20 protein-coding genes and 3 pseudogenes are annotated in these 21,164 nt (G+C 68.4%); 14 read left to right on the forward strand and 9 right to left on the reverse strand.

Going from position 1 to position 21,164, the window contains the following annotated elements; all coding sequences use genetic code 11:
* Positions 1-23 precede the first annotated feature (23 nt).
* The 3 genes and pseudogenes from ACWY4P_RS00420 to ACWY4P_RS00430 all read right to left on the reverse strand — a co-directional run.
* On the reverse strand, positions 24-686 hold the full coding sequence (locus ACWY4P_RS00420) for a hypothetical protein (RefSeq protein ID WP_456208083.1): 663 nt from the start codon (positions 684-686) through the stop codon (positions 24-26).
* A gap of 486 nt (positions 687-1,172) precedes the next feature.
* On the reverse strand, positions 1,173-1,967 hold the full coding sequence (locus ACWY4P_RS00425; RefSeq protein WP_456208084.1) for a class I SAM-dependent methyltransferase: 795 nt from the start codon (positions 1,965-1,967) through the stop codon (positions 1,173-1,175).
* Between the two features lie 223 nt (positions 1,968-2,190).
* Positions 2,191-2,403 (reverse strand): annotated as a pseudogene (locus ACWY4P_RS00430) (transposase); the annotation flags it as partial.
* Positions 2,404-2,700: 297 nt separating this feature from the next.
* Between ACWY4P_RS00430 and ACWY4P_RS00435 the strand changes: the two are divergent.
* From ACWY4P_RS00435 to ACWY4P_RS00450, 4 genes are read left to right on the forward strand one after another with little or no spacing between them, the layout of a single operon-like run.
* Positions 2,701-3,849 carry a tyrosine-type recombinase/integrase gene (locus ACWY4P_RS00435; protein ID WP_456208085.1) on the forward strand — a complete coding sequence of 383 codons (1,149 nt, stop codon included), beginning with the start codon at positions 2,701-2,703 and terminating at the stop codon, positions 3,847-3,849.
* Positions 3,809-4,918 carry a tyrosine-type recombinase/integrase gene (locus ACWY4P_RS00440; protein WP_456208086.1) on the forward strand — a complete coding sequence of 370 codons (1,110 nt, stop codon included), beginning with the start codon at positions 3,809-3,811 and terminating at the stop codon, positions 4,916-4,918. Before ACWY4P_RS00435 ends, ACWY4P_RS00440 begins: the two co-directional genes overlap by 41 nt.
* Positions 4,915-7,002, forward strand: coding sequence for a tyrosine-type recombinase/integrase (locus tag ACWY4P_RS00445; protein WP_456208087.1), 2,088 nt, complete (start codon positions 4,915-4,917; stop codon positions 7,000-7,002). Before ACWY4P_RS00440 ends, ACWY4P_RS00445 begins: the two co-directional genes overlap by 4 nt.
* A gap of 52 nt (positions 7,003-7,054) precedes the next feature.
* Positions 7,055-7,555, forward strand: coding sequence for a hypothetical protein (locus ACWY4P_RS00450; protein WP_456206375.1), 501 nt, complete (start codon positions 7,055-7,057; stop codon positions 7,553-7,555).
* On the opposite strand, the gene ACWY4P_RS00455 is transcribed toward ACWY4P_RS00450, so the two are convergent.
* Complete coding sequence (locus ACWY4P_RS00455) at positions 7,521-8,429, reverse strand: IS5 family transposase (RefSeq protein WP_456208088.1); 909 nt, start codon at positions 8,427-8,429, stop codon at positions 7,521-7,523. The two genes, ACWY4P_RS00450 and ACWY4P_RS00455, sit on opposite strands and share 35 nt — an antisense overlap.
* A 170-nt stretch (positions 8,430-8,599) precedes the next feature.
* Between ACWY4P_RS00455 and ACWY4P_RS00460 the strand changes: the two genes are divergently transcribed.
* The 5 genes from ACWY4P_RS00460 (at position 8,600) to ACWY4P_RS00480 (ending at position 13,519) form a co-directional block, all read left to right on the forward strand.
* Entirely contained in the window at positions 8,600-8,800 is a 201-nt protein-coding gene (locus ACWY4P_RS00460) for a hypothetical protein (protein ID WP_456208089.1), read from the forward strand.
* Positions 8,790-9,248, forward strand: a complete 459-nt coding sequence (locus ACWY4P_RS00465; RefSeq protein WP_456208090.1) for a DUF6262 family protein — start codon at positions 8,790-8,792, stop codon at positions 9,246-9,248. The genes ACWY4P_RS00460 and ACWY4P_RS00465 overlap by 11 nt, the downstream gene beginning before the upstream one ends.
* A 124-nt stretch (positions 9,249-9,372) precedes the next feature.
* On the forward strand, positions 9,373-10,530 hold the full coding sequence (locus ACWY4P_RS00470; protein ID WP_456208091.1) for a serine/threonine-protein kinase: 1,158 nt from the start codon (positions 9,373-9,375) through the stop codon (positions 10,528-10,530).
* A 344-nt stretch (positions 10,531-10,874) separates the two neighbouring features.
* Complete coding sequence (locus tag ACWY4P_RS00475; RefSeq protein ID WP_456208092.1) at positions 10,875-11,210, forward strand: helix-turn-helix domain-containing protein; 336 nt, start codon at positions 10,875-10,877, stop codon at positions 11,208-11,210.
* A complete protein-coding gene (locus tag ACWY4P_RS00480; protein ID WP_456208093.1) occupies positions 11,207-13,519 on the forward strand; it encodes an XRE family transcriptional regulator in 2,313 nt (770 codons plus the stop codon). The genes ACWY4P_RS00475 and ACWY4P_RS00480 overlap by 4 nt, the downstream gene beginning before the upstream one ends.
* A 215-nt stretch (positions 13,520-13,734) precedes the next feature.
* Here ACWY4P_RS00480 and ACWY4P_RS00485 read toward each other — a convergent pair whose 3' ends face one another.
* Both ACWY4P_RS00485 and ACWY4P_RS00490 read right to left on the reverse strand, forming a co-directional pair.
* Positions 13,735-13,992 carry a hypothetical protein gene (locus ACWY4P_RS00485; protein ID WP_266592034.1) on the reverse strand — a complete coding sequence of 86 codons (258 nt, stop codon included), beginning with the start codon at positions 13,990-13,992 and terminating at the stop codon, positions 13,735-13,737.
* Positions 13,993-13,996: 4 nt separating this feature from the next.
* Positions 13,997-14,404, reverse strand: coding sequence for a RidA family protein (locus ACWY4P_RS00490; RefSeq protein WP_456208094.1), 408 nt, complete (start codon positions 14,402-14,404; stop codon positions 13,997-13,999).
* A 136-nt stretch (positions 14,405-14,540) separates the two neighbouring features.
* Between ACWY4P_RS00490 and ACWY4P_RS00495 the strand changes: the two genes are divergently transcribed.
* From ACWY4P_RS00495 to ACWY4P_RS00505, 3 genes are all read left to right on the forward strand, one after another.
* The gene (locus ACWY4P_RS00495; protein ID WP_456208095.1) at positions 14,541-14,921 is read left to right on the forward strand and encodes a winged helix-turn-helix transcriptional regulator; all 381 of its coding nucleotides are present in this window, start codon (positions 14,541-14,543) and stop codon (positions 14,919-14,921) included.
* Between the two features lie 123 nt (positions 14,922-15,044).
* Positions 15,045-15,578 carry a TetR/AcrR family transcriptional regulator gene (locus ACWY4P_RS00500; protein ID WP_456208096.1) on the forward strand — a complete coding sequence of 178 codons (534 nt, stop codon included), beginning with the start codon at positions 15,045-15,047 and terminating at the stop codon, positions 15,576-15,578.
* Between the two features lie 93 nt (positions 15,579-15,671).
* The gene (locus tag ACWY4P_RS00505) at positions 15,672-17,111 is read left to right on the forward strand and encodes an MFS transporter (RefSeq protein ID WP_266592038.1); all 1,440 of its coding nucleotides are present in this window, start codon (positions 15,672-15,674) and stop codon (positions 17,109-17,111) included.
* A gap of 832 nt (positions 17,112-17,943) precedes the next feature.
* On the opposite strand, the gene ACWY4P_RS00510 is transcribed toward ACWY4P_RS00505, so the two are convergent.
* Positions 17,944-18,513, reverse strand: coding sequence for a TetR/AcrR family transcriptional regulator (locus ACWY4P_RS00510; RefSeq protein ID WP_055631961.1), 570 nt, complete (start codon positions 18,511-18,513; stop codon positions 17,944-17,946).
* 150 nt (positions 18,514-18,663) lie between these two features.
* Between ACWY4P_RS00510 and ACWY4P_RS00515 the strand changes: the two are divergent.
* Positions 18,664-18,794, forward strand: a pseudogene (locus ACWY4P_RS00515) (IS5/IS1182 family transposase); the annotation flags it as partial.
* Here the strand turns inward: ACWY4P_RS00515 and ACWY4P_RS00520 are convergent.
* Positions 18,793-19,488, reverse strand: coding sequence for an SDR family oxidoreductase (locus ACWY4P_RS00520; RefSeq protein ID WP_358708580.1), 696 nt, complete (start codon positions 19,486-19,488; stop codon positions 18,793-18,795). The pseudogene ACWY4P_RS00515 and the gene ACWY4P_RS00520 overlap by 2 nt on opposite strands.
* Positions 19,489-19,625: 137 nt before the next feature.
* On the opposite strand from ACWY4P_RS00520, the gene ACWY4P_RS00525 reads away from it, so the two are divergent.
* Positions 19,626-20,483 carry a helix-turn-helix transcriptional regulator gene (locus ACWY4P_RS00525; RefSeq protein WP_358708582.1) on the forward strand — a complete coding sequence of 286 codons (858 nt, stop codon included), beginning with the start codon at positions 19,626-19,628 and terminating at the stop codon, positions 20,481-20,483.
* 105 nt (positions 20,484-20,588) lie between these two features.
* Here ACWY4P_RS00525 and ACWY4P_RS00530 read toward each other — a convergent pair.
* Positions 20,589-21,125: pseudogene (locus tag ACWY4P_RS00530) on the reverse strand (transposase); the annotation flags it as partial.
* Between the last annotated feature and the right edge of the window lie 39 nt (positions 21,126-21,164).

A 21,164-nucleotide genomic window follows, 5' to 3' on the forward strand; every position in this document is an offset into this window, starting at 1 on the left:
GGCGCGTCCGGCGTTTCGGAGGGTCAGGAGTTTTGTGGCTGGGTGAGGTAGAGGGCGTCGGTGCGGAAGGCGATGACGGTGCCGGGCGGGGTGTGCAGGGCGCCGGCGTGGGTGTTGTCGTCGCGGTGGCGCTGGGTGAGGAGGGCGGCGCGGGCGCCGGACCAGATGGCGGCGGCCCATTCGGGGTGTGCGTTGGGGTCGCGGCTGAAGCCGGTGGGGCGTCGCCAGGTGATCAGTTCGTCGTCGAAGGCGATGATTTCGGCGTCTGGCGGTACGTCTCGTTCGGCGGTGCGGGGGGTGGTGCCGGTGACCATGCGGGGGCGTTGGGCGAAGGATCCGATGCCGTACAGGAGGATGGAGCGTACGACGCGTGAGGCCAGGTGCGCGCCCCGGGCGTGCTGGGGGTTGCCGTGGAGCTGGGCTTGGGCAGAGAGGCTGGACCAGGTTTCTTTGAGTTTTTTGGTCCAGTCGTCGAGGGGTTTGCCGTCTTCCCACAGGATGCCGTCGAGGATTTCGACTTTCCATGGGGTGAGGGGGTTGGTCAGGGCGGTGCGGATTTCGGGGCCGCCGGCCCAGGTGGTGAAGGTGGTCTTGGGTCCGGCCGGGTAGTGCCAGGCGCGTTCGCCGGGTGCGGGGGCGGGCAGGAGGCCGACGTGGTTCCAGGTGTCGGGGACGGTGACACGCACCTGCCAGTGTCCGCATCCGTACAGGGCGCGGGTCTGTTCCTTCTCAGTCCAGGAGGCGAAGGTGGCGGCGGTGATGCGGCGGGGGTGCCGACCGGGGATTTCCAGGTGTGTTTGGCGTAGGCGAAGGTGCGGTCGTATTCCAGGAGCTGGGGCAGTTGCTCGGGCACCCTGGGCGGGGTGATCAGTTCGTTGCGGCCTTGTCCTGCGGTGGCGTGGAGCAGGCCGCGTAGTTCCTCCGACAGCACGGGGAAGCCTTCGGCATACTGGCCGCGTGTGGGGATCGTGCGGGTCCACAGGTCGCGGCCGGTCTGTGAGGGGGAGCCCATGATGACCGCGTCGGGCCAGTGGCGGCGCAGGGTTTGCCACAGCAGCACGAATGCGTCGCGGATGGTGAGACAGGACAGTCGGGGATTTTAGGCAGCACTTGTCGATCACAGAGCCGCGAAATGTCGATGAGAACTGACACCGCTGCGGGGCGAGTGATCCCTATCTCGGCTTCCAGGCGATGAGCTGGAAGAGCCGGGCGGTGTGCATGTAGGGCGGGCGGGCGGTGGTAGCGAGTTCGAGGCGTTCGAGATCTGCGTAGAAGTCCGGTTCATGCTTGCGTGCGTCGTCGGTGATGTAGTCGCAGAAGCTGCGGATGCCGTAGTGGGCGATGTCCCGGCACCCGAGCTTCCGCAGGGCGGGGATAATCTCGTCGGCTGTGTGGAGTGTCAGCGCCGAGTTGAACATCTGCGTCCGGGCCTGATCGGTGTCGAGTGCGGCGAGCGCGGCCGCGGGGTCCATCTCCCGGACGGCGATGTTCAAGGGCGCCGAATGCCGGTTGATCGCCATGACGGAGATCAGGCCCCCGGGCTTCAACGGGGAGAGTGCCGAGGCGAGAGTGCCTGGGACGTCGTCCATGTATTGCAGGAGGTTATGGCAGAGCACGACATCGAACTCCCCGTTGGCGAGGTCGCGGGGCAGATCGGTCGCGTCGGCCTCGACGCAGTTGATCAGCTCCGTCACGCCGCCTGCCACGGCTCGCTCGGTGGCCGCGGCGAGCATGGCGGGCGCGTAGTCAACGATGGTGACATGGTGCCCGCGGGCTGCGAGGCGGATGGCGTCTCCGCCGTCGCCGCCGGCGAGGTCGAGTATTCGCAGCGGTTCGCCGCCCAGGTCCTCGAGGTGACGGAGCAGGTTTGCCTCGGCGATCGAGTAGCGCAGTCGGCCCCAGGGGGCGTCCTGCCACTCCTGCCAGGTGGTCATCGCGGTGTTGAACTTCTCAGGAGCTTCGGGCATCTGGCGACGATAGCGGCCTGGCCATGCCGGCGCTGGGAGCGGGCGGATCAGCGGCAGGGTCAGCTGCATGTCCCGTGGTCATGAACGGTCTTGATCACGTGTGGGCTCTTACCGCAGGATTGCCGGATGGCGACCTCGGAGCTGGTGTGGGACATGGACGGCACGCTGCTGGATTCCACCGTCGTGGTGCCGGCGGCCTTCGTTGCCGCGGTGCGGGAGCTCGGCGGGCCCAGCGTGGGCCCTGAACAGGTGGTCGCCTCCAGGGGCCGTACTCGGCGGGCACGTCCCGCCAGGGGATGCCGGTACGCACCCGAAACCGGATGCCGTCGATCAGCTGGCGCCGCGTCCATATTGGCGGCCGTCCAGGCTTCCTACCTCTCGGCAACAGCGGTTCCAGCACCGCCCATTGCTCATCCGTCAGATCTCCACGCAACACGAATCAAGATCATCACATATCAAGATCCACTTTCGATACACGCCCTAGCTTGAGTTTTGACCTCCACCCAGTTACCAGGAGGCGCTGGGTGGCGTGAACGGCTACGAGCAGGTCCGGCTGTGGTGGACCAAGAGCGGAATCAGGATGAATTGCATCGAGCGCAACCCGCTACAGGCGGCCGTACGCCGTTCTGTCGTGGTCAACGCTTCGGTAGCAGGGTGGTTGCGGAGTCACTCGCAGCGGTGACCTGCTGGCGAATACCAGATGCATCGATGTTGCGTCGGATACAACAGGCGGGTGATCACTGAGGCTCCTGGTACCGCGCCCCTGGCGCTGGTCTCCAATGTCGTCCACCTCGATCCGGAACCGGCCGTGTTCTCGGCGATGCGTGAAGGGTGGGCGAGGCAGCAGGCCGCGAGGGTCCTACAGAAGGAAACGATCGGCCCGCGTTTGCGGTTGGTGCAGCGGATGGGCGAGTTCACGGGGCTGTATCCGTGGCAGTGGACACCGGCGGACGGTGAGGCGTTCATCGCCAGCCTGCGGAGCGGGCCAAAACCGATCCAGCTCTCCACGGCTCGTACCTACGAGGTGATGATCGCCTTGTTCGTCGAGTACCTGCTGGATGCGCGGTACGGGTGGGTGGAGTTGTGTCTGGACCGGTTCGGCGAGGCGCCCCAGGAGGTCTTCCATGAGGGCAACTCGGTCCTGCACGCGGTGGAGTACGAGGGCGATCCGCGCCGCCGGCCTCTGGACTACGACGAGGTGCAGGCGCTGTTCGACGCGGCGGACTCGCGGGTCAAGCGGATCCGTGGCCAGGGCAGGAAGGGGGCGCTCACCGCGCTGCGGGACGCCGCCGTCCTCAAGACCATCTACGCGTATGGCACCCGGCGCACGGAGTCGTCGCGGGTGGATCTGGTCGATCTGCGACGCAGCCGCTCAGCGCCGGAGTTCGACCGCTTCGGGAGCATGACGGTCCGGTACGGCAAGTCGTCCAAAGGGGCTCCGCCCAAGCGCCGGTCGGTGCTGCTGGTGCCGGAGATGGACTGGGCGGTGGACGTGCTGGGCGAGTGGATCGAGGAGATCCGGCCTGCTTTCTCACCGGGTCGGCATCCGGCATTGTGGGTGACCGAGCGGGTGGGGCGCCTTTCGCCTCGGTCGATCAACGAGGCGTTTGTCGCGGCCCGGACGGACGGCGGTCTGGACGAGGACCTGGATCTTCACTGCCTGCGGCACAGCTACATCACGCATCTGACGGAGTTCGGTTACCCGGCGCGGTTCGTGCAGGTTCTCTTGAGTCCTCAGCAGTGTGTCCATGACGTGCAGCACGAGGCCGGGGCGGGCGGAGATCTGTGTGGTGGAGGTGGTTATCTACCGCCGTCCATCACGCAGTCCTCCGGGAGGTTTGATGCTGGTGCAACGGGTGCTGATGCCCGACTCGCCGCTTGAGTCGTGGACGGTCCTCGGCGATGAGGGCGGCATAGTCGAGCCGATCGAGCGTTACCTGGCCTACCTGACCGACATCGAGCGGTCGCCGAACACGATCAAGGCATACGCCCATGATCTGAAGGACTGGTTCGTCTTCCTCGACCGACGTGGTCTGGACTGGCGCGAGGTCCGGCTGGAGGACCTGGGCGAGTTCGTCGCCTGGCTCCGGCTGCCGCCCGCAGGCCGCGACGGCGGTGTCACGTTGCTGCCCGCGGCGGAACATCACTGCGGGGTCACCACGGTCAACCGGAAGCTGTCCGCGGTCAGCGGTCTGTACGTCTTCCACGCACGCCACGGTGTGGATCTCGGCGATCTCGTCACCGAGCTGCAGCCGGTCCGGGCCCGGCGCACGGGCTGGAAGCCATTTCTGTATCACCTGGCCGGCGGCCAGCCGGAGCGACGCCGCACGATCAAGCTGAAGACGCCCCGCTTGCATCCGACGCTCCTGACCGCCGCCCAGGTCCAGGCGATCCTGGACGCCTGCACCCGGCTGCGGGACCGGTTCTTGTTCGCGCTGCTGTGGGAGACCGGGATCCGGATCGGCGAGGCCCTGGGCCTGCGCCACGAGGATCTGGCCGTGGCGGCAGGCGAGTTGACCGTGACGCCGCGGATCAACGACAACCGGGCACGGGCCAAGTCCGCCTCTCCCCGCACCGTGCCCGTCGGTCCCGAGATCGTGCGGCTCTACGCCGACTACCTGCACGGTGAGTACGGAGACCTGGACAGCGACTACATGTTCGTCAACCTCTGGGGCGGCTCCTACGGGCGCCCGCTGACCTACGCGTCCGTCTACGACCTGGTGCTGCGGCTGCGGCGTGAGATCGGGTTCGACTTCGATCCCCACCGGTTCCGGCACACCCGAGCTACCCTGCTCCTGCGGCAGGGGGTGCCGATCGAAGTGGTCAGCACTCTGCTCGGACACTCCTCGATCGCCACCACGCACGACATTTACGGCCACTTGTCCGTGGAAGACGCCCGCCGAGCCCTGGAGGCCGCGGGATTCCTGACCGGCCGGGAGGTGCGCTGGTGAGCGACACGATGTCTGCCGCTCCGGCGCCCGGCGCTGGGCTGCTCGGCAAACTGATGGCCGCCGTCCGGCCGGAGTTCCGCGTGGACGTGTTTATCCCCGCCCCTGGGGAACTGATCTTCGGGTTGAAATCCTGCCGAGTCCCTGGATGCCCGCGCCAGCCCCGCACCCGCCAGCTCTGCCGGGGCCACTACTACCGCTGGCAGCGGCGTGGGAAACCGGACGTCGAAGCGTTCATCGCGGACCCCGGGGCCGACCCGGTCGGGCGGTCGGAGCTGACGGCATGTGCTGTCACCGGATGCCGCTTCGGGGCGGCTCGGCAGGGCCTGTGCGTGCGCCACCACGGCTTCTGGGAGCGAGCGGGCAAGCCCAACAAGAGGACGTGGGTGGCCGGCCTGCCGACCGTCGAGGACAGCAGTCGCCGGGTCTGCCGGCTGTCGTTCTGCACCTTGTGGGCCCAGGGGAAGTCGCCGTTCTGCCACAACCACAAGTCCCGCTGGTATGCCGTCGGCAGCCCCGAGATCGAGGAGTTCGTGCACCGCTGTGAGGCTGCCGGGGACGACCGGTTCGACTTCCGGCCTCTGGAGGGGAAACGGCAGCTGCGGCTGGAGCTGCAATACGCCCTTCAGTGTCGTCACGACGAACGGCAGGTCAACACCCACAGCTCGGCCGTGGCCCCGGTGATCCGGCTGGTCGCTGCCAGCGGCACCGCGTCGTTGCTGGAGTGGCCGATGGAGCGGTGGAGCAAATACTACGCCGCCGGACGCGGCTCCAGCCACAGCCAGAACGGTCAGCTGGCCTTCCTGCGCTATGCATACACGCACCTGGAGGACCTCGCCCACGGCAGCGGCTGGGAGGGCGAATTCCCGCGAGACGTGTGGGAACTTCGCCGACTCGGCATCGAGGGCACCCGAGCACGGCTGCGGTTCGACCGCATCGTCCAGCCGTGGCTACGTGAGCTGGCCAAACGGTTCGTGCGATGGCGGCTGAGCATCGGCCGCAGCGTCAACCAGGCCGTCGTGGACCTCCTGGCCCTCAACCGGTTCTCCGGTTTCCTGGCCGACCCCCACGCCGCCACCGAAGAGCTCGCCCGCGTGGACCGGATCGTGCTGGAACGCTACCTCGCCAACCTGGCCCTGGACCCACGCTCAACTCATTCCCGCAGCCGGGACATCAGCTCGCTCAACGCCTTCTTCCACGCCGTGCGCCGCCACGGCTGGGACCAGAGCCTCCCGGCGAACGCGACCTTCTACCCCGATGACTTCCCCCGCCCCGACAAGCGGATGCCCCGCGGGCTGGCCGAGCACGTGATGGCCCAGGTCGAACAGCCCGCCAACCTCGACCGGTGGCACACCCCCGACGGCCGGGCACTGACCTTGATCCTCATGCGCTGCGGGCTGCGGGTCGGCGACGCCTGCCACCTGGCCTACGACTGCGTCATCCGGGACGCCGACGGCGCCGCCTACCTGCGCTACCTCAACCGGAAGATGAAACGCGAAGCCCTGGTCCCCATCGACGAGGAGATCGAGGGCGAGATCGTCGCCCAGCAACAGCGCGTCCTTGAGCGTTGGCCCGGCGGCAGCCGGTGGCTGTTCCCGGCGCCACGGATGAATCCCGACGGCACTCGGCCACTGACCACGCACTCTTACCGAGGCCAGCTCGATCGCTGGCTGGAGCGGTGTGACGTCCAGGACGAACACGGCCGACCCGTCCATCTGACACCCCATCAATGGCGTCATACTTTTGGAACCAGGCTGATCAACCGGGATGTCCCGCAGGAAGTCGTACGCGTCCTTCTCGATCATTCTTCCGGTGAGATGACCGCCCACTATGCCCGGCTGCACGACTCCACGGTCCGCCGGCACTGGGAGAAGGCCCGCAAGGTCAACATCAAGGGCGAGAGCGTCACCGTCGATCCCGAAGGGCCTCTGGCCGGGGCCACCTGGGCCAAGCAGCGGCTCGGGCGCGTGACCCAGGCCCTGCCCAACGGCTACTGCGGCCTGCCAGTGCAACGGACATGTCCTCAGAGGGCTTCTCGAAACCGAGTGTGGGGGCTGGGTTCGTGCTGGTCAGGCATAGTGCCGTAGTGGGTGAGGTAGGCCCGGTGCGTCCATGGAAGTGGCGTGCTGGAGGTGCGTGATGGCATCGGTGCTGGGGCGGCTGGAGGAGCGGGAGCGGGCGGCCCGGAAGCGAGTGGAGGAGTTGCAGGCCGAGCTGGAGGCGGCGCAGTCGGAATGGGACGAGTGGCTGATCGCCCGCAGACGGGTCAGCGAGGTGTGGGACGGGAGCGAACCCGCAAGCCAGGACGGTGAGGCGGGGAAGACGCCGGAGGTGAGTGAGGTCCCGGCGCCGCCTGCGGTGAGGCCCGGGTCGGTGGTTCCTCCCTGGAGGGAGGGGCTGTCGGCCGAGGTGCTGGCGCCGGAGTATCAGCAGGTCATGGGCCTGCTGGTCGAATGTCGTGCCACTGGCGGCCAGCCGCTGAACTGTCGTGAGATCACTGCCTTGTTGGGGCTGGAGGTTGTTCCGGCGAAGACGGAGGGCGTGCGGTGCAAGCTCAAGCGGCTCGTTGCTCGGGGATGGGCGCACGAGCCGGTGCCGGGCCGGTTCACCTGCGGCGGCGGCCGAGACGGCGGGTCATGACCATGGTCATCGACCACAGGATCATCGCCTCCGACGACTCGGGCAGCCGCTCGTAGTCGCGGGCCAGACGCCGGGACCGGGTGAGCCAGGCGAAGGTCCGCTCTACGATCCACCGTTTGGGCAGCACGACGAAGCCCTTGTGGCCGTCGCTGCGGCGGATGACGGTCAGTATCAGGTTCAGGGCCCTCGCGCACCAGCCCACCAGCATGCCGGTGTATCCGCTGTCCGCCCACACGCGCTTGAGCCGGTGATGCCGCCTGGTGGCCCGGGAGAGGAGGTCCTGGGCGGCGTCGCGGTCTGCCGTCGAGGCGGGGGAGACCATGACCGCCAGGATCAGGCCGAGGGTGTCCACCACGAGATGCCGCTTACGGCCCTTGATCTTCTTCCCGCTGTCATAGCCGCTGGTCGCGGCCTCGACCGTCGAAGTGCCTTTCGCGGACTGTGAGTCGATCACCCCTGCCGTCGGCTCCGCATCCCGGCCCTGAGCTTCACGCATCGCGGCGCGGAGCCGGTCGTGGAACTCGCCGATCAGCCCCTGCTTCCGCCAGCGGGTGAAGAACCGGTACACCGCCTTCCACGGAGGGTAATCCGCAGGCAGCGCAGGCCACTTCACGCCGTTGTCCGCCACATACCGGATCGCATCGAGTATGTCCCGGTGGCAGTACTCCTCTGGTCGGCCGCCCCGACCCTCGGCCCACGCCGGTACCGGGATCATTTCGCCGATCGCGTCCCACTCCGCGTCCTTCATGTCGGTCGGATAGCAGTGCCCACCGGACGGATTGTCCGCGGCGTTGCCGTACGTGTGGGCGAAGCAGTCGCACTTCCGCGTGTCCGGAATGGACTCATTGCCAGCAGACCGATACAACTGCGACAACAGGGCCTCCCTGTGAGCAGTGGCGTAGACACCCTCTGTGCTACCGAGAGGCCCTGCCTTCATGCCCCCACGCGGCCACAATCACCTGAACAGCACACCCGTACGGAACCACCAGCCCCGCACTCGGTTTCGAGAAGCCCTCTCATGCCAATGCCTGCTTGACCTGCCCGATGTTCGTCACCACCCTCGAGTTCCTGCCGCAGCACCGCGAGCAACGGCAGCAGCTGTTGCAGATCGTCTCGGCAGCCGAGGCCCGCGGCCAGGCACGCGTGGTCGAGATGAACCGCCAGGTCCTCGGCAGCCTGGAGAAGATCATCACCGGTCTGGAAGACGACCCCGAGCAGCCGGAGGCGACCGCCGATGCGAGCTGACAACAGCCGGCACATCGTCGACGCTGCCCGCCGCCGCAGCGAGTACACCCGTGCCAAGGCCGTCCAGGCCCTCCGCTCCCTCGATGCGGCTGGTGAGCCGGTCACTTTCGAGACCGTCGCGAAGCGGGCCGGAGTGTCCCGGTCGTGGCTCTATGCCCAGCCTGACCTGCGAGCGGAGATCGAGCGACTGCGGGCAGCACACCGCCGGGAGCCCAGATCGCCGGTCCCCGTACGTCAGCGCACCTCCGACGCATCTTTGCTGCGGCGCCTCGAAGCCGCCCACGCCCGCATCCGGCGGCTCACCGAGGAGAACCAGCAACTTCGCGAGCAACTCGCCCGTGCACTCGGCGAACAACGCATCGCGACGAGTCGCGCCAGCCCACCACGAGCAGGAGCGGGCAATCCCAGAAGTGAGAGTAACCCGCTCGCATCGACTTCACCTCAATGACGTGGTGGGCCGGGTAAATGTTTCATGTGCGCGGCCAACCCCGAGGCGAGAGACCCCCGAGGGCTGGTACGTAGGGGACACGGTAGATACAAGAAGACGTGAAGGGCATTCGGGGGAGGATCACTTGGAACGGATCGGATCGTACGCCGTGGTGCGGGAACTCGGTGCGGGCGGGATGGGCACGGTGTATCTGGCCCGGTCGCGCGGCGGGCGTCTGCTGGCGGTGAAGGTCGTCCGACCGGAGTTGGCCGCGGACACTGCCTTCCGGGCCCGGTTCCGGGTCGAGGTGGACGCGGCGCGAAGGGTCGGCGGCTTCCACACGGCGCAGGTGGTGGACGCCGATCCGGACGGAGAGCCGCCCTGGCTGGCCACCTCGTATGTGCCGGGCCCGACACTCGCCGACTTGATCACCGCCGAAGGGGCCATGAATGAACAAAAGTTGAGACAACTCGGCGCTGCGCTGGCGGAGGCACTGCAGGCGGTGCACAGGTGCAGGATCGTGCACCGGGACCTGAAGCCGGGCAACATCATCATGGCGCCGGACGGTCCACGGGTCCTGGACTTCGGCATCGCCCGGGCCATCGAGTCCACCCGGCTGACGATGACAGGCCACGCCTTCGGTACCCCCGGCTATCTCGCACCCGAGCAGGCAGAAGGCCGGGAAGTGGCCGGCGCCGCCGATGTGTTCGCCCTCGGTGCCGTACTCGTGGCGGCGGCGGGCGGCAGCGCCTTCGGCGAAGGCGCACCGGTGATGCTGATGTACCGCTCGGTGCACGCGGAGGCGGACCTCTCACCGGTCCCGGATGGCATACGCGGGATCGTCGGAGCCTGTCTGGAGAAGGACCCGGCTCACCGGCCCACCACGGAGCAACTGCTCGACGCGTTCACCGGGGTCGTGGACGCCTCTCACCCACCAACCCTCGTGGTGCTACCGCCCACCCTCGTGGCGGCGCCCACCGAGGAGCGCCCTGGAACGACCTGGGAGCCCACTTCCGCGGACGCCGAGTTCTTCCACGCCGAGGACGGCAAACGCGCCGTGGTCATCGATGCCCACGGGGTCGAGATCAAGCTGGTCGGCACCCACGACACGAGCTTCGACTTCCCGTGGAACGAGATCGCGAACATCAGCTACACCCTCAAGGGCACCAGCCTGCAGTGCACGCTGTTCATCGAGTTCACCGACGACGTTCCGTACGACTGCACGCTGACCGCGCCCGACTTGGTGACGTATGGCAGGTGGGCGCACCACCTGCCATACGTCATGGAGCACTACTGCAATTAGGAGAGTGCCTCAGTAACCGGCGACCTGCGCGCGGTCCGTCATCATTCGTATTCCAGATCAGTGGTCCCTCGAAAGGAACTGCTCCCATCCCAGATCGATATCGATCGGCCCGTACTGAAAGGCCTCCCAGTGCCCTCATCCGCTACGTCACGGACAACCACCGCGACGCGAACCACGAGGTCAAAGGCCTATCGGGCGAGCGAACTCAAGATAATCCAGGAGCAGGTCGGGCACTCCCATGCCTCGACCACGGCGGTGTACATGGGGGTGTCGAACGAGTACCGCAACCAGTTGCTGGAGGCTTCGTTGAAGAGGCGGCTGGGCGACGACTGGGACGTGACCTCGTGATCAAGAAGATGGGCTACGAGTGGCATCTGCGCCAGCTGATGGCGGCGCAGCAGTTGTTCCAGACGTCGGATCTGGTGCCGCTGCTTACCGAGCGCGGTATCCGTCTGTCGCGGGAGCAGGTGTACCGGCTGGTGACCCAGCCGCCGCAGCGGCTGAGCATGGACACGCTGGTCGCGCTGTGCGACATCCTTCAGTGCACGCCGAATGACCTGATCACGCCGGTGGTCGTCAACGCGCAGGTGAAGAAGACAGCCGACGGTGATGCTCCTGTGCCTTCGCCAGTGCCGCTTGAGCCGCGGCGTGCGGTGGTGCGCCGGCCGGGTGGGCGGTGAGGCCGCCGACGCCGGACCAGCTGCGCCTGCGGGCCGAACTCGCCCAGGTGCGCGCTCGGTTGCTGGTCCACCTGTCTTCCACGGTCGGACCTGCGCTGAGCGAGGACGCCGCGCAGGCGGCTCTGGAGGAGGCGAAAGCGTGGAAGGGGCCCAACGCGTTTCGGCTCGCCGCGCATCTCGACTCCTGCCCGCGGGCGCTGGCCTCGCCCTCACCCCACTGTCCGCGCCCGCTGGTCCGGCTGGCCCACCTGCTGGTGGAGGCGGGGTACGGGGACGTGGTGGCGAAGGTGGCGTGTGCCGACTGCCGCCGTACGGACCCTTTGCCGTCCCAGGACACGCCAGAGGGGAGGGTGTGCTCGTCCTGTTACCACCGGCGCCGGCGGCGGGCCTGCGCCCGGTGCGGGCTGGTCCGGGCCATGTACGCACGGCGGCCCGAGGGAGCGATCTGCGAACCGTGCCATCGCAGGGAGACGAGCGTGAAGCTGCCGTGTCCCGGGTGCGGCCGCCTGGCCCTGCTCGAACACCGCGCGGCCGACGGCGAGAAGGTCTGCTGGACCTGCGCGCCCACCCCCACCCGCCGCTGTACGGGGTGCGGACGGCAGCGTCGCGTCAACGCCGTCACCCCGCAGGGACCGGTCTGCGGCAGCTGTTACACAAGCCCACCCCGGACGTGCGGCATCTGCGGCATCGTCGGACCGATCTCGGTGAAGGCCGCTGGCGGCCGGCCGGACATCTGCCAGCACTGCTACCAGCATCCGCGCAAGGAATGCAGTGTGTGCGGCCGCATCCGCGCCGGAAACCACATCGACCGTGGCCGGGGCGCCTTCCACTGCGACACCTGCATTCCCCGGCCTCTCCGCGACTGCGGAATCTGCGGGCGGCAACGGCCGGTCAAAATCTTCTGGCCACTGGGGCCCGTGTGCTCCGCCTGCTACCGCCGACGGCGGGCTTCCCCTTCGCCCTGCGCCGGGTGCTCCGCCACCCGGATCCTGGTCGGGATCACAGACGACGGCGAGTCGGGGCTGTGCGCGACCTGCTGCGCCCAGGGTGGTACCCCCGGTGGTGTCGTCGGGGCATGCGCGGCGTGCCACGTCAGCGCGGACCTGCGGCCGGACGGACGGTGCCCGGGATGCTCACTGCGGCACAAGGTGCACGACCTCCTCACCGACTCCAGCGGCAACGTTCCCGCTGGCCTTGCGCCGCTGGAGGCCGTGCTCACCGACGTCACCAACCACTACCCGGTCTTGGAGTGGATCCGCCGCAGCCCCGCCGCGCGGTTGCTGGCCCGCCTGGCCCAGTCCCCGGATGCTCTCACGCACCACGCCCTGGACACGCTCCCGCCGGACGCGAACACCGCCTACGTCCGCGGACTGCTGGTGATGGCCAGCGTCCTGCCCCCCCGGCATGAGAACCTCGCCCGGCTGGAGACCTGGCTGGCCGCCAAACTCGCCCAACTCCCGCCGCACCACGTCACCCTGGTGCGGCCCTTCGCCGAGTGGGGCATCGTCAAAGACGCCCGGCGCCGGGCCGCCCGCGGCCGCTACAGCCTGGCCGCCTACAAGGGCGACTGCACCGACATCCGCGTCACCATCAAGTTCCTCACCTGGCTCGACACCCAGAAGCTGCACCTCCGCGACCTCACCCAGGCCCACCTGGACGAATGGGCGAGCACGCATCCGACCCAGCGCAGCCGCCTCATCCCGTTCGTCCGCTGGGTGCACGCCCGCCGCATCGTCCGCGACCTGGAGATCCAACACCGGCCGACCCAACTCCCCGGCACTTTCCAGGATGAGACAACCCACCAGGCCGAACTGCGGCGCTGCCTGACCGACACTGGCCTTCCCCTGCCCATGCGCATCATCGGCGCCCTGGTCCGCCTCTACGCCCTACCCCTGACCCGGATCGTCGAACTGACCACCGACCAGTTCCACCGCGACGCCGAGACCGCCTACCTCACCCTCGACCGCCACCCGGTACTGCTTCCGCCGGCGCTGGCCACCCTGCTCGACGAGCAGATCGCCCAACTCCACGCCTCACAGCCCCCGCAGGGCCACCGGCGTCTCCTCCTGCCGGGCGCCGTACCCGGCCGCCCCCGCAACCCCGCTGGTCTGGCCGACCAGATGAAGCACCACGGCCTTCCTGTACGCGCTGCACGCAACACCGCGCTGATGGAGGCCATCACCGACCTGCCGCCGATCGTCGTTGCCGACCTCTTCGGCATCAGCCCCGCGACCGCCCACCGCTGGTCCCAGCTCGCCGGGAACAGCTGGGCGCCCTACCTCGCCGCCCGGCAGCGATCACGGCCGTAGCGACCGACAAGAACGGTGGGTTGGCACCGTTACACCGGGGCCGGAACGAGATCGAGCCCTCAGCCCGGCCGATTCCTGCTTCGGCGCCTGGTCGTCATCAGCTACGGGCCGCTCGCGCCTGCGGGTCCGCGTTCGTGGAGCAGGCGGTGGATGCCGGAGGCTTCCAGGGCGTCGACCTGCGACTGGATCTCCTGGGTCCGGGCCGCGACGCGGGCCTACGCGAGTCTGACCTCCGTCGGCGTGGACGCCGCCGCGGGCTTCACGGCAGGCAGGGCGACCCGGAGCGAGCCGGGATGCCGTAGGTCCAACATCAGGACGATGCACACCTGGTGTGTGGTGTCGCCCGGGGCGGGTTGCCCGTTCCGGACGGCCCGGCGTTGAGCAGCGTTCTCGGCGTCCTCGCCGGCGGCGGTGAGGTGGCCGAGCACCGCGCCGCAGTCCGGGCGGTGGTCACCACCGCGAGGGAATGCCATCTGTTCAGTCGAGGATCGCGGTGGCTTCGATCTCGACCAGGTGGTCGGGGACGTCCAAGGCCGCAACGCCTATCAGCGTGGTCGGCGGGGCCGGGGTGATCCCCAGCTTCGCGGCTGCTCTGGAGATACCTTCCAGGAGCGGCAGCATCTTGTCGGGGGTCCAGTCGACGACGTAGAGGGTCAGCTTCGCCACGTCGTCGAAGGAGCCACCGACCTCGGCCAGGGCCGTACCGACGTTGAGATAGCTCTGCTCGACCTGGGCGGCAAGGTCGCCTTCGCCGATCGTGACTCCCGCGGCGTCCCAGGCGACCTGCCCGGCGATGAAGACCAGCCTCGACCCGGATGCGATCGACACCTGCCGGTAGACGTCGATCTTGGGTAGTCCGCTGGGGTTCACAAAGGCGATGGCCATGGCGCTTGTCTCCTCGTCCTGAGCGTCCGTGGGTTCGGGTCCGCCCCGACCACTCGGTCTCTTGTGGTTACTCAGGCACCGTAGGAGAGTGGTGGCTGAAGTGGAAGAACGCACTTTTCAGTGACTGGAGAACCTGATGGTGACCAAGCAGCTCACAGGCTCGCCCGAGGACACGGACCTGGCGCGTGCGGGCTCATTGGCGCGGGAGATCTTCTCGGACGTCGCCAACAAGTGGGCGTTCCTGATCGTCGAGGGACTCGGTGGCCGCACCCTGCGCTTCAGCGAACTGCGCAACGAGATCGAGGGGATCAGCCACAAGATGCTCACCCAGAACCTGCGCATGCTGGAACGCAACGGCCTGGTCGAACGCACCGTGCACCCCACCATCCCGCCGCGGGTCGAATACACCCTCACTGAGCCGGGCCAGGCTCTGCGAGCGACGGTCGACGGGATGTGCGGCTGGACCCGCCGGTACTTCGGTCACATCGAGGCTGCCCGTCGTCGCTTCGACGCCTGACTTCTGCGGCCAACCAGCGTGCTCAGTCAGAAGTCCGGTTGACCACTCCCGTGCTCGTGCGAGTCAGCGGCGAGGTTGACACTCCTCAGATGCGAGTGGTTAATTACTTACATGGAAACGAGGATGCGTCAGCGTTCCACTGCCGAGGAGCGCCGGGCCACGGTCATGCGCACGGCGATCAAGACATTCGCCGAGCGCGGGTACTACGGGACCTCGACGATGGACGTAGCCAAGGCCGCCGGCATCTCGCAGGGCTACCTGTACCGGCTCTTCAAGGACAAGGAGACGCTGTTCGCCGCCCTGGTCGACTACTGCTCGGACCGCCTTCGGGAGGGCGCCGCGGCAGCGGCCGCATCGGTGCAGAGCACCGACCCGGACGCGGTTCTCCGGGCGCTGACGGCCTCGTACGGCGAGGTCATCGCGGACCGGGACGTGCTCATGATCCTCAAGCACGCGGAGTGCAGCGCGAGTGAGCCGGTCATCGGCGAAGCGGTCCGCACCTGCTACGCCAAGCAGGTCGAGTACGTCCGCGCCGTCTCCGGCGCCTCGGACGAGCAGATCCGCCGCTACTTCGCCGACGGCCTGCTCGGCAACGTCATGGTGGCGATCGATGCCGCCTCCGTCGACGCCCCCTGGGTGCGCACCCTGCACGCCTAGCGGACGGCACCCACGGGCCGCCCCGGGCGGCCCCTTTCTTTCACCCATTATGTAAGCGGTCAACCGCTTACTACAGAGAGGCTGTGTATCCCCATGTCGTCCCCCTCCCCGCGGCGCGGCACCGGGCTGCTGCTGGCCCTGCTGGCGTTCGCCCAGTTCATCAGCGCCATCGACTACAACATCGTCTACGTCGCACTTCCGGAGATCGGCCGCGAGGTCGGCTTCGACGCCCAGAACCTCCAGTGGGTCGTCAGCGGCTACGCCGTCGCCTTCGGAGGCTTTCTGCTGCTGGGCGGACGGGCCGCCGACATCCTCGGCCACCGCCGTATGTTCGTCACCGCCCTGGTCCTGTACGGCCTGGCCTCCCTGGCCGGCGGACTCGCCGACGACCCGGGACTGCTGGTGGCCGCCCGTGCCGTCCAGGGCCTGGGCGGTGCGCTCCTGCTGCCCGCCACGCTCTCGCTGATCGCCACCACCTTCACCGAGGGCGCCCAACGCAACCGGGCCCTCGCCATCTGGGGCGGCGCCGGTGCCGTCGGCCTGGCGCTCGGCTCCCTGCTGGGCGGCATCCTGACCAACTACCTCGGCTGGGAAGCCGTCTTCTACGTCAATGTCCCCCTCGCCCTGGGCGCCGCCGCGGCCGCCTTCGCCATCATCCCCGCCGACGCTCCCCGGGAACGCGGCCGCAGCTTCGACCTGGCCGGCGCGCTGACCGCCACCATCGGCTTCACCGCCCTTGTCTTCGGCGTCGTACAGGGCCCCGAAGCCGGCTGGGGCTCCGCCGAGACCCTCATCGCCCTGCTCGGCGGGGCGCTGTTCATCGGACTGTTCCTGCTCATCGAGGCCCGCGCCGCCCACCCGTTGATGCCGCTGCGCCTGTTCCGCAACCGCAGCCTGGTCGCCGCGATGGGCATCACCTTCGTCTTCATGGGCACCTTCGGCGCCCAGTACTACTTCTTCACCGTCTACCTGCAGAACGTCCGCGGCTACGGCGCCCTCGCCACCGGTCTGGCCTTCATTCCCGCCGCGCTGGTCGGCATGGTCGGCACCAAGCTGAGCGAGAAACTGCTCGGCAGGCTCGGCGCCCGCACCACGGTCATCACCGGCCTGCTCGTCGGCGGCACCGGCATGGCCGTCCTCGCCATGGCCATGTCCCCCACCGGCGGTTACCCGATCCTGCTGCCCGGAGTGATCCTGCTCAGCCTGGGCCAGGGCATCGCCTGGACCGCGATGTTCGTCGCGGCCACCAGCGGCGTCGACGCCCACCACCAGGGCATCGCCTCCGCCATGGCCTCCACCACCCAGCAGATCGGCTCCGCCGTGGGCCTGGCGATCCTGGTAGCCATCGCCAACGCCGGCGTCCACACCACCACGGGCCCGGACCTCGTCCCCGGCCTGCGCACCGCAGGATTCACCGCCGCCGTCCTCACCCTCCTCGGCGTCGCCATCGCCCTCACCCTGCGCCGCCCCGCCCCCACCCCAACACCCGCCACCAGCACGAAGCAGCGAACGCAATCCAACATCTCCGCCTGAGCCGAAGACGTCGCCGGTCACCCTGCCCACGGCAAGGACGATCGGCGACGTCCGACAACCGGCCACGATCAGCCCGGCGTCAGGGCCGAGGCCGCACCCGCCTCCCTGGCCACTCACCGGAAGTCACCGGGTGATGACCGGTGGCCCGGATGGTGAAGTTGCGCCTGCAGTCAGGCAGTGATGGGGGAGTTATCGGGTGTGACCTGCGCCCTGTGGAAGCCCACGGGAACTTTCCTGCTCGCCGGGGAGGGGCGCGGCGGAGCTGTCGTTCCCCGGGGTCAGGTGGATGGGCAGGACGATGCCGGCCGTGGTCCGTCTCGCGGTCGTTGATGACTTCCAGGGCCAGTTCGGCGGCGGCGCGGCCTGTTGAAGCGGGACTGGGCGACGGTGGACAGGCCGAGCCACTCGGCCATCAACTGGTCGTCGAAGCCGAGGACGGAGATCCGCTGAGGCGCCTCGATCTGGACGCTACGCAGGGCCGAGACGACGGACGCAGCGAGTTCGTCCTACTCGACGAAGATCGCGCTGGGCGGCCCGCGCAGGCTCAGCAGGCTCCCGGTGGCGCCAGCAGCGATGCCGGTGCCACCAGACTGTCAAGCATCGGTCGATCTCCTCCTCAGAGGCGGAATCAACACTGTCGATACTTGTCTGCGGCTCGGGCCCGCCAACTGGGAACCGCATCAAGCCGCCCCATTACCGGCACACCCGTTGCGGAGTTGGCGGTCCTTGGCGCGACTTTAGGTGCGGGACTGGTCCAATTCTTCACTTCCAGCGGCTCCGTATCCAGGTCCGGGTACGTGGGCAACCGTCGCGGGACGACGTTCTGGCGCGGTCAACGCAGCAGAGGCAGGAAGATCGTGTCGACGATCTCTTCGAGGACCCGGTCGGGCGCGGGGGCGTAGGTCGTCAGGATCTCCTGGCGCAGCAGGTCGAACGGCAGGGCCTTGATGCGGTCGGTGAGGCGTTCGGACTCTGCCTCGCCGCGGGCGACGGCGCGGTCGAATATCGCGTCGACGGCCTGTTTGCGGTCGGTGTCGGCGGGGTCGAGCAGTTCGGCGGGGCTGGTGCCAGTCTCCAAGTGGTAGCTGGCCAGGTAGACGCTCATCACGGTGACGAGCTGGACCCGCGTGGCGTTGATCTCCCGCATGAGGGTCAGGACGTCTTCGCGCAGGCTGCCGGTGTCCGGGACCTTGAGAACGTTCTTCCGCAGGACGTGGACCAGGGTGGCCCGGACCAGGTCTTCGCGGTCCGACCAGCGGCGGTAGAGGACCGGGGGGCTGGTGCCGGCGCGTTTGACGACGGCGTCCATGGTGAACCTGGTGTAGCCGCCGGCGGTGAGTTCGTCCCAGGCCGCGTCGAGCAGCGCCTGCTCCAAGGCCGCTCCGCGGCGCCGCTCTGGCATCGTCACCCCCTCCACATTAGATAGACTTGCGTATCTAATGATAGCGGCTTAGAGGTCGCGCAGATAGGCGCGGGGCGCCCTTGTCAGCGAAGCCGGCACAGATCTTGGTGATCCTGGAGTTGCAACGCTCTGTGATCAACGGGGAGACCTGTGCCTGTCCCGCCATCGTGGCTGACCGAACCGCTCTGGGACCAATTTGCCGCGCTGTTGCCTGAGCGGCCGGCTTACGTCCCGACCCATCCGCTGGGCGCCATCGCCCACGCATCAGCGACCGGATCGTTACCAGATGACCGGGCCGGTCTTGTCGAAGAAGCCGCCGGTCGGGCCGTCGGCGCCGATCGAGGCCATGCGGACGATGATCTCCGCGCCCTCCTCGATGGTTTGGGTGCCCTGGTGGCCGTTGAGGTCGGTGGCGGTGTAGCCGGGGTCGACGGCGTTGAACCGGATGGCGGGGAACGCCTTGGCGTACTGCGAGGTGACCATGACCAGCGCGGTCTTGGAGGAGTTGTAGTCCAGCACTGTCACCTGGAACTCCACCCGGCTGGGGTCGGCGCACGCCGCCAGCGAGCCCAGACCGCTGCTGACGTTGACGACGACCGGGGCGTCGCTTGCTTCCAACAGGGGCAGGAAGGCGTGCGTGACGCGCACGACGCCGAAGACGTTCGTGTCGTACGTGGTCGTCATGTCGGCCCCGGTGACCTCGCCGACTGGCTTGCGCGCGCCCACGATCCCGGCGTTGTTGACCAGGATGTCGAGGCGGCCGGCGTCCGCGCGGACGAATTCGGCGGCGGCTTTGACGGAGTCCTCGTCGGTGACGTCGAGCTGAACGAAGCGGGCGCCGAGCCTCTCGGCCGCCGTTCGGCCGCGGTGGGCATCGCGTGCCCCGACATAGACGGTGTGCCCGGCCTCGATCAAGCGGCGAGCCGTCTCGAAACCGAGGCCCTTGTTCGCTCCGGTGATCAATGTGGTGGTCATGTGCTCACTCCGGTGGTGATCGGTGGGTCGGTGATGTCTCCACCGTCGGCGCACCGCAGACGAACAGGTAGTGCCCGCCTCAGCCAGTGGACCAGCAGTACCAGGCTGTCCGGGCGCGGCGGCGCGATACTGGGACGGTGAGCGAATCCAGGGAACTGGGCAGAGCCCTGCATGGCTGGCGGGACCGGATCGCCCCCGCCACGGTCGGACTGCCCGCGGGCGGGGTACGTCGGGCCGCCGGACTGCGCCGCGAGGAACTGGCCCAGCTCGCCGGCCTGTCGGTGGACTACATCACCCGCCTGGAACAGGGCCGGGCCACTTCCCCGTCGGCGCAGGTCCTGTCCGCGCTGGCCCGTGCCCTGCGGCTGTCGGCAGCCGAGCGTGAATACCTGTATCTCCTCGCGGGCCAGCCGGCGCCGGGTCCCGGGCAGCTGTCGGCGCACATTCCACCGGGGGTCCGAAGGCTGCTCGACCAGCTGGACGGCTCACCGCTGAGCGTGCATGACGCCGCCTGGAACCTGATTCTGTGGAACCCGTTGTGGGCGGCCCTGTTCGGAGACCCGTCCGCGCTGCGCGGACGCGAGCGCAACATCGTCTGGCGGCACTTCGCCGGTCTGCCCAGCCGGGTCAGCCACACCCCCGAGCAGGAGGCCCGGTTCGAGGCGGCCGTGGTCGCCGATCTCAGGGCGGCGACCGCCTGCTACCCCGCCGATGCTGGCCTGCGCTCCCTGATCAAGGACCTGCGGGGTGTCAGCACCGACTTCGCACGCCTGTGGGACACGGGCATCGTGGGGGTCCATAAGTCGGACACCAAGACCGTCCATCACCCCGATGCCGGCGCAATCACCTTCGACTGTGACGTGCTGACGGCTCCCGGCAGCGATCTGCGCATCGTCGCCTATACCGCCGCTCCTGGCAGCGAAGCCGCCGACCGGCTCCGGCTCCTCAACGTCATCGGCACCCAGACCATGACCGAAGACAGCACCCCGGGATAGCAGTCGGCGGGCGCACTCCCCCCCCCATGGCCCGCAGCCGGCGCACCGACCACCGACGACCGCTCGCTGTCAACGCCGACGAGAGGTCCCCAGGCAGGCGTGCTCTCATGGGCGGCGGATCGGGCGTTCGTCCCAGCGGTGGGTCGTCCATGCCCGTCGAATCAGACTACGAACGGTGATGATGGTGTCGGCCAGGTCGAAGAAGGCGTCGATGGCAGTCACCCGGCGCTCGTAGCAGCGGGCGAGGCGGTAGAAGGCGTTCTGCCAGGCGTGGGTCCTTTCGACATGCCGCCTCTGACTTGCCTGGATCGGTGCTTTCTCGCCCTTGTGCGCGATGCGGCCGTGCAAGCCGCGCTCGTCGAGCAGGGCGCGGGTCTTGTCAGAGTCGTAGCCGGCGTCCAGGTGCACGGTAACGTCGTCCGGCCGGGGTCCCAGGTCGTCCAGGCGGTCCAGGGTCGAGGCGAGGAGCGGGGAGTCGTGACGGTTCGCTCCGGCCAGCACGCGGCCCAGCGGAATTCCGTAGCCATCCGTCATGCCTGAGCGTTTGAGGCCCTGTTTGCCACGGTCGACTGGTGAACGTCCGGCGACCTCACCGCCACCCGGTGCCTTGGTGATGGAGCCATCGACGGCGATCTGGGGTATCGCCGAGGTGAGCCCAAAAGGGGCCATGGGATGATCTTG

The organism is Streptomyces sp. LZ34, assembly GCF_053890475.1.

What these genes read in the sequence shown, in the direction of transcription:
- ACWY4P_RS00425 (WP_456208084.1), bottom strand. Translation starts at nt 1,967, where the DNA reads ATGCCCGAAGCTCCTGAGAAGTTCAACACCGCGATGACCACCTGGCAG.
- ACWY4P_RS00520 (WP_358708580.1), bottom strand. Translation starts at nt 19,488, where the DNA reads ATGACCACCACATTGATCACCGGAGCGAACAAGGGCCTCGGTTTCGAG.
- ACWY4P_RS00505 (WP_266592038.1), top strand. Translation starts at nt 15,672, where the DNA reads ATGTCGTCCCCCTCCCCGCGGCGCGGCACCGGGCTGCTGCTGGCCCTG.
- ACWY4P_RS00510 (WP_055631961.1), bottom strand. Translation starts at nt 18,513, where the DNA reads ATGCCAGAGCGGCGCCGCGGAGCGGCCTTGGAGCAGGCGCTGCTCGAC.
- ACWY4P_RS00450 (WP_456206375.1), top strand. Translation starts at nt 7,055, where the DNA reads ATGGCATCGGTGCTGGGGCGGCTGGAGGAGCGGGAGCGGGCGGCCCGG.
- ACWY4P_RS00440 (WP_456208086.1), top strand. Translation starts at nt 3,809, where the DNA reads ATGCTGGTGCAACGGGTGCTGATGCCCGACTCGCCGCTTGAGTCGTGG.
- ACWY4P_RS00485 (WP_266592034.1), bottom strand. Translation starts at nt 13,992, where the DNA reads ATGGCATTCCCTCGCGGTGGTGACCACCGCCCGGACTGCGGCGCGGTG.
- ACWY4P_RS00465 (WP_456208090.1), top strand. Translation starts at nt 8,790, where the DNA reads ATGCGAGCTGACAACAGCCGGCACATCGTCGACGCTGCCCGCCGCCGC.
- ACWY4P_RS00490 (WP_456208094.1), bottom strand. Translation starts at nt 14,404, where the DNA reads ATGGCCATCGCCTTTGTGAACCCCAGCGGACTACCCAAGATCGACGTC.
- ACWY4P_RS00460 (WP_456208089.1), top strand. Translation starts at nt 8,600, where the DNA reads ATGTTCGTCACCACCCTCGAGTTCCTGCCGCAGCACCGCGAGCAACGG.
- ACWY4P_RS00500 (WP_456208096.1), top strand. Translation starts at nt 15,045, where the DNA reads ATGCGTCAGCGTTCCACTGCCGAGGAGCGCCGGGCCACGGTCATGCGC.
- ACWY4P_RS00495 (WP_456208095.1), top strand. Translation starts at nt 14,541, where the DNA reads ATGGTGACCAAGCAGCTCACAGGCTCGCCCGAGGACACGGACCTGGCG.